Annotated in this window: 6 protein-coding genes; 2 read left to right on the top strand and 4 right to left on the bottom strand. The window is 31.8% G+C overall.

What is annotated here, in order from left to right:
- Positions 1–1,798: choice-of-anchor L domain-containing protein (locus ACIQ2I_RS06885; RefSeq protein WP_396181693.1), on the bottom strand; the 1,798-nt coding region annotated here is incomplete at its 3' end.
- A gap of 97 nt (positions 1,799–1,895) precedes the next feature.
- On the opposite strand from ACIQ2I_RS06885, the gene ACIQ2I_RS06880 reads away from it, so the two are divergent.
- Positions 1,896–2,792 carry a NifU family protein gene (locus tag ACIQ2I_RS06880; protein ID WP_396181692.1) on the top strand — a complete coding sequence of 299 codons (897 nt, stop codon included), beginning with the start codon at positions 1,896–1,898 and terminating at the stop codon, positions 2,790–2,792.
- A gap of 66 nt (positions 2,793–2,858) precedes the next feature.
- On the opposite strand, the gene tsaB is transcribed toward ACIQ2I_RS06880, so the two are convergent.
- The 3 genes from tsaB to ACIQ2I_RS06865 form a co-directional block, all read right to left on the bottom strand.
- Complete coding sequence (tsaB, locus tag ACIQ2I_RS06875; RefSeq protein ID WP_396181691.1) at positions 2,859–3,524, bottom strand: tRNA (adenosine(37)-N6)-threonylcarbamoyltransferase complex dimerization subunit type 1 TsaB; 666 nt, start codon at positions 3,522–3,524, stop codon at positions 2,859–2,861.
- A gap of 81 nt (positions 3,525–3,605) precedes the next feature.
- Complete coding sequence (locus tag ACIQ2I_RS06870) at positions 3,606–4,931, bottom strand: efflux RND transporter periplasmic adaptor subunit (protein WP_396181690.1); 1,326 nt, start codon at positions 4,929–4,931, stop codon at positions 3,606–3,608.
- A gap of 4 nt (positions 4,932–4,935) precedes the next feature.
- A complete protein-coding gene (locus tag ACIQ2I_RS06865; RefSeq protein WP_396181689.1) occupies positions 4,936–6,297 on the bottom strand; it encodes a TolC family protein in 1,362 nt (453 codons plus the stop codon).
- Between the two features lie 154 nt (positions 6,298–6,451).
- Between ACIQ2I_RS06865 and ACIQ2I_RS06860 the strand changes: the two genes are divergently transcribed.
- Positions 6,452–7,091, top strand: a 640-nt coding sequence (locus ACIQ2I_RS06860; protein ID WP_396181688.1) for a DUF4403 family protein, incomplete at its 3' end; no start/stop codon positions are given.

Genomic DNA, 7,091 nt, shown 5'->3' with positions numbered 1-7,091 from the left:
CTGGAAGTCCTGTTGGGGTTCCTATACCTGTAGCTCCTGTTGTAGTATGCGTAATCGCTGCTGCTAATGGGGTATTGATACAAAGTGTAGGTGTAGATGTAGGTAATGTAACCGTATTAGCTTGTGTAACTGTAATAGTTCCTGTTGCAGAAAATGTACCACAACCTCCCGTTAATGGAATGGTGTAATTAAATGGACTTCCTACCGTAGTAGTTGGCGTACCACTTATAGTAATGGTATTTGAGGCCCATGCTGCCGTAACACCTGTTGGAAGACCATAATTGGTAGTCGTACTTGCAATACCTGTTGCGCCTGTTGTAGTATGCGTTATTGGTGTTATTGCAGTATTTGTACATAATATTGGTGTTGATGCCGCCGCTGCTACCGTATTATTATTTATATATGTAACATTGAAAGTAGCATACTCCGGACAAGCTGCAAGTATGTTTGTTACTCTAGCTACTATTGGAATAGAGGCGCCTAAAGCTATTGTTATCGGAGCGGTTATTGGATTGTTTTCAGCTTGTGCATCAGCCATTGTAAAATAATATTCCACATCATGCGATGTAGGATCTAAACCAGCTAAAATAAGGCTATTTTGAGTTGTTAAATTTACAGGTGAGCTACAAACAACCAAATTTGGTGGTGTTTGATTAATTGGAAAACCAGTAAAATATTCAACAACAATACAATCTGTTTGCGAACAAGCACCACCGCCTGGAACACCTGCACTAACACAATAAGTACCAGGTGAGCTAACCGTAATTGAAGGCGCATCAATATATAAATTAACACCGTCTCTAGTCCAAACAAAATCAAAATTATTAGGGTTTAAGCCTGTGCTAATAACTCTGGTTTGACCTGGACAAATAGCTTGCCCATTAGCAACCAGCATATCTTGTGTATATGCACCTCCTAAGCCAATTGGATAGGTTATATTAGCCACACCTACATTAAAACTTCCTCCTTCTATAAAAACTGCAGAATCTAAAGCATTATCATTTCTATCTGCAATAACTAATTTAATGTGATATAAATTATTTGCAATAACTGTAGATGAAGCTGTTAACTTAACTGTTTGACCATTTAAATTTGTGGCAGAAGTTGCCGCATTAGCACCTTCATTAAAAACACCAAAATATTGACTATTTGCTGACGCACACAAAGAATTGTGTAACGCATTTCTTATTGTTGTTACTGCAATTGGAGTCGAAGTTCCGGGAATTAATGCTAAGTTAGTTGTAGTATTTGTGACAGTATTTGTTAAAAAAAATGCAAATGCATCTGAAAAACTACATTGGTAAGTTCCATATTCTTCTGAAGCAAATAAAAAATTAAAACTCATATTATTTGTAAAAGGTAAAAAATCGAATTCAATAATTGTGGCATCATTATAATCCGATAAATTTGGATCTAAAGCTTGTTGGCCTGGTGTTAAAGGGTCTAAATCAAATGTATCGATATAGTTAAATAACTGGTTATCACCAGACCAGTTACCACCACTTATAATTGATGTATTTGGACCAGTTACAGATGAGGCTAAACCAGAAACCATAACTACACCTGTACTCATTGGAAAAGCTGGATTTGAATTTGAAAAATATCCAATACCTTTAGTCGTTCCAACGGCATTTCCTGAACGCCAAGTAATGTTACTCACTTGTGCACAAGGTGAATTTATTAAAACATCCTGAACTAGCTGTGGCACAGTGTACTGTATCGTATTAACGTTTATAGATTGTGAGAATAGTATCCCACTAAAAAGTAATAAAAAAATAGAAATAGTAATTTTTTTCATTTCGTATATGTTGCGGTTGTGTTAACAAAATTATAATCTTCAAATATATAACTTTAGTTTAATGAATGTTTATATCTTTGTAAAAAATTAGATAAAAATGAATAAAATATCAATAAAAAGTACAAATAATCCATCAATTCTTAAATTTGAGTTAGAAGAATTTATCACTAGAAATCAAAATTTCGAATTTAAAAATATAGATGAAACCACAAATTCTCCTTTAGCGAAGCAGTTATTTTTTCTACCGTTTGTAAAGTCCGTTTACATTTCAGGAAATTTTATTGCTATTGAAAAATTTTCAATTGTAGAATGGGAAGACGTTCAAGAAGAAGTTGCGCAACAAATAGAAGATTTTATAGCAAAAGGGGGTCAAATTATTATAAAAGAAACTACTACGAAAAAAAATCCTATTACTATTTATGCGGAATCTACTCCAAACCCGTCAGTTACTAAGTTTGTTGCCAATAAAAAATTAACCAATACCGCCGTTGAATGTAAAAACATTGATGGAACAAAAGCTTCGCCTTTGGCAAAAGATTTATTCAGTTTCCCTTTCGTAAAAGAAGTTTTTATTGATGAAAATTACATATCAATCACAAAATATGACATTGCTGAATGGAATGATATTACATTAGAATTGAGAACTTTTTTAAAACAATATTTAGAGCAAACTGATTTAGTTGTTGACGAAAGTTTGATTGAAAAAACAGATAATTTCAAAATTAAACAAGAAGAATTTTTTGATAATTTAGATGTTACCTCACAACAAATTATTAATATTTTGGAAGAATACATCAAGCCAGCGGTTCAAAGTGATGGAGGAAATATAACATTTAATTCCTATGACGAAACTTCTAATGTTGTAAAAGTAACGCTTCAAGGTGCTTGTAGCGGTTGTCCTTCTTCAACATTTACATTGAAAAATGGAATTGAAAATATGTTACGCGATATGTTAAAAAATAATTCAATTATAGTGGAAGCTATGAATGGATAATATTTTCAGAAAATGAAAAAAAGGGCTGTTTACATTACATAGACAGCCCTTTTTAATGTTAAAAATTTATTTTTTAGTAATCAAAACAAAATCTTTCAAATAAAAAGGTTCAAAATAAGCTACATCTTCAAATTGGTTATTTTGAAATTTTTGATACGAAATTATACTCATTTCGGCAGCAGAGGGAAATTGAATATCAGGATAATATTTAAATTTTTCATCCGTTAATATTTCTTTGAATTTCATCGCACCATCGCCAATTAGATGTAAGATTTCTGATTGCTGTTGAAACGAATTCTCATCAATAACTTCAGCTTTAGTTGCTCTAATTTTAGTAAAGCTACTATCGAAAAACGCACTGTATACTTCTAATCTTCTGGCATCAATCATTGGCATAATAATTCCCGAATTCACCTGAATTTTTCTAGCCAATACTTCCAATGTGTCCATAGCAATTAATGGAATGGATAACGCATAACACAACCCTTTTGCGGCAGAAACGCCAATTCTTAAACCAGTATAAGAACCTGGCCCTTGACTTACTGCAATTGCATTTAAATCTTGTAGTTTCAAGTTGGTTTCTGAAAATAACTCCTCAATAAAAACATGTAACTTTTCGGCATGGGAAAAATTTTGTTCAGACAATTCTCTTACCGCAAGGGTTTTTCCAGCTTTTGATAACGCCACCGAACAATTTTTTGTAGCGGTTTCTATATTCAGAATTAATGCCATTTTGATAGTAAATTTAATACACAAAGAAACAAAAAAAAGACACAATTTCTTGTGTCTTTTTTAAAATCAAAACTATACTAACTAACTTTTCTTTTCTTTAGTTTTTTTATCTTGGTCAGATTTGGTTTCTAATCTAACTTTATCATTGGGCTTCAACTCTTTTGAAACCAACGTGTATGGCCCAATAATAATTTCATCACCTTTTTTCAAACCAGACAAAATCTCAATATTTGTATCATCTTGAATACCTGTTTTTACGACTCTAATTTTGGCATTATCACCAACTTTAACAAAAACACATTCAAATTTAATATCTTTTTTAGGCGTTTTACCTTTTTTTTCTGCTTCTTCTTTTTCAATTTCTGCTACTATATCTTTTTTAGTAGATGTAGTATCGTCTTTTATTACGATGGCACTAATTGGTACTGTCAAAACATCAGTGCTTCTTTTTGTTTCAATATCAACAGTAGCCGTCATTCCTGGTCTAAAAGGGGAATAACTAACTGGTTTTCCTTCTAATAAATCTTGATAAGACTCTTTTACTAATCGAACTTTTACTTTGAAGTTTGTTACTTGATCTGCTGTTAAACCTGTTGTGGCTGAGTTGGAAATGCTTGTAACTACTCCATCAAATTTTCTTTTTAAATAGGCATCCACTTCAATTTTTGCTGAATCGCCAATGCTTACTTTTACAATATCATTTTCATTTACATCTACTTCAACTTCCATATTGTTTAGGTTAGCAATTCGCATCATTTCGGTACCTGCCATTTGTTGTTGTCCTAAAACACGTTCTCCTAATTCGATATCTAATTTAGAAATCGTTCCATCTGCTGGTGCAAAAATGGTCGTTCTTTTTAAATTATCGCTAGCTTCTGTAACGTTTGCAGAAGCTGATTTCATTTGATAATATGCCGATTGTTTACTCGCAACTGCCACTTCATAAGCAGAAACAATTCTGTCCCATTCTGCACGAGAAATCACCCCTTTATCGTATAATTTTTTATTTCTATCGTAATTAGCCTTTGCTTCTTTTACTTGAGCATCAGCTTGACTAACACCCGCTTTTGAAGTTGATAAAGACGCTACCGTTCGGTCAACTCCAGAAGTATAAATATCTGGATTGATTTTTACCAATAATTGTCCTTTTTTGACTTCCTGTCCTTCTTTTACGTTTAAGGCAATAATTTCACCTGAAACTTCTGGCATAATTTTAATCTCAACTTCGGGTTGAATTTTTCCGGTAGCTGAAACGGTTTCAATAATAGTCATTGTTTCTGCTTTGGAAACTTCTACAATTTTACTGTCGTCATTATTTCCAATTTTTCCTGATTTTTTAAGAATAATTAATAGCGCAACAACTGCAACTACACTTCCTAAAATGATAAATAATTTTTTTCTAGACATGGTTTTATTGTTTTTCTATAAGTGGAATTCCGAAATAAAATTCTAAAATTTTAATTCTAAAAATATAATCATATTTGGTTCTTAATACTTCTGATTGTGCATTTACAAAAGCCACTTGAGATTGGTTAAAATCGAAAACATTCATCATACCGATTTCGTATCTGTCTTTTGCATATTGCATGGCTAATTCGCGTGCTTTTTCAATTTGCAAAGCGGCTTCATAACTTTCTTTTGCGGCTTTTGTATCGGTGTAAGCTGTAAATACATTGCGCTCAATATCCAATTCTTGTTGGTTTTTTGCCAATTGACTTTTCTCCAAAGCAATCTTAGTTCTGGCTACATTATTTCTAACTGCTAAGCCATTAAAAATTGGAATATTCAGTGAAAACCCGAAATTTTGACCTTTATTGGTGCTAAACTGATCAAACAAAGGTTTTGGACTAGTTATAATTGGGACACCATTAATTATTTCAAATCCGTTTGAATTTGAAGCTCGTGTATTGAAACCATAAAAAGCTGTTAAACTAGGTAAATAGGCTCCTTTAGCGATAGAAATATCTTTTTCTGCAAGTGCTACATTTGTTTCGGCAATTTTTAATTCTGTTCTGTTTTCTTTCGCTTTTGCGATCACTGCTTCTGGCGTTTCATTCAAAATTGTTGAAAGCATGGATGGCATATCGTCTTCGGAGATGTCAAAATTTTGAAAATCTTGAATTTGTAATAATTGTGCCAAACTTAATTTTGACAATAACAAGGTATTTTCTGCTACAATTACACGTTGATTTCCTGTTGCCATAGTAGCTTCGATATCTAGCAAATCACCTTTTGGAACATTTCCTGCGTTTACTAACTCAACTGTTCTGTTGTATTGCTTCGTATTAAGTATTTTTTGTTGGGTTTGAACTTTTAAATTTTCTTTATTAAATAAAATCTGTAAGTAAGCATTGGCTACGTTTAACGCAATATCTTCTTGCATTTTCGTTAGCTGATATTGAGAAGCAATGATGGATAAATTGGCTTTTCTTAACTGATTTACATTTTGCAAACCTTTAAAAATATCCACATTTGCGTTTAAATTGGCAGACGTAAATTGCGTAGTTTGATTTTCTAACAAACCCGTTGTAATATTTTGATTCAATCCAATATTCCAGGAATGCGAAGTTGATGCAGAAACATTAGGCAAAAAATTCCCAATAGCATCTTTTTTTGCAATAGCTGAAGTTTGCAAATCTAACTCTGATTGTTTTATAGTAATATTGTTTTGTATAGCATAATAAATACATTCTTTTAATGTCCATTTTTTTTCTTGGGCAAAAGAAGTAACACTTGCAAAAAATAATATTAATATGAAATGTACTGACTTCATTTTATAGATTGTTTTACTATTTGACCAATATTCATTAAAAATGTTACACTTTAGAATTAAAATTTTACTTTTATACCATAAATATTCTAAAATAGAATACAATATTAATTACATTTTTTGGTTTTCTTAAAATCGTATTACAGAATCATTGATTATGAATATAAAAATTAAAATTTTGCTTATTGGCATTTTAAGTATTGGAATCTTTAGCTGCAGTACCTCTAAAAAAATAGAAGCGCTAAAACCAGAACCTAGCAACAATGCGCCAATTGTGTACAGTAATAAAACATCGCTAATTTCTATGCCGATGGAAGTTAGTATAAAAGAAGTGGAATATCAATTAAATAAAAACGTAAAAGGTTTAATTTATGCGGATACCATTTTAAATGACGATAAAACAGAAATGAAAATTTGGAAAACTTCAGATATTAAATTGATAGAAAAAAACGGTGAAATTGTTTCGGTAATTCCTTTAAAAATTTGGGCAAAATTAAAATACGGAACAGAATTTATGGGTCTAAACGATACAAGAGAACTAAATATAAACGGAACCATAACACTAAGCAGCAAAGCCAATTTTGCCAACTGGAAACTAAACACAACTTCTAAAATTGAGGATTTTGAATGGAGCGAAAGTCCAAGTATTTTAGTTGCGGGAAATAATGTGCCAATTACATATATCATCAATCCTACTTTATCGATATTTAAAGGTAGAATAGCTAAGATGATAGATGAGGCGATAAATAAAAGTTGCGACTTTAAAACCCAAGTGATGCAAGTTTTAGAAACACTTT

The organism is Flavobacterium sp. (assembly GCF_044368995.1).
Classification (GTDB): Bacteria; Bacteroidota; Bacteroidia; order Flavobacteriales; family Flavobacteriaceae; genus Flavobacterium.
This window is presented reverse-complemented; position numbering and strand designations above follow the sequence as displayed.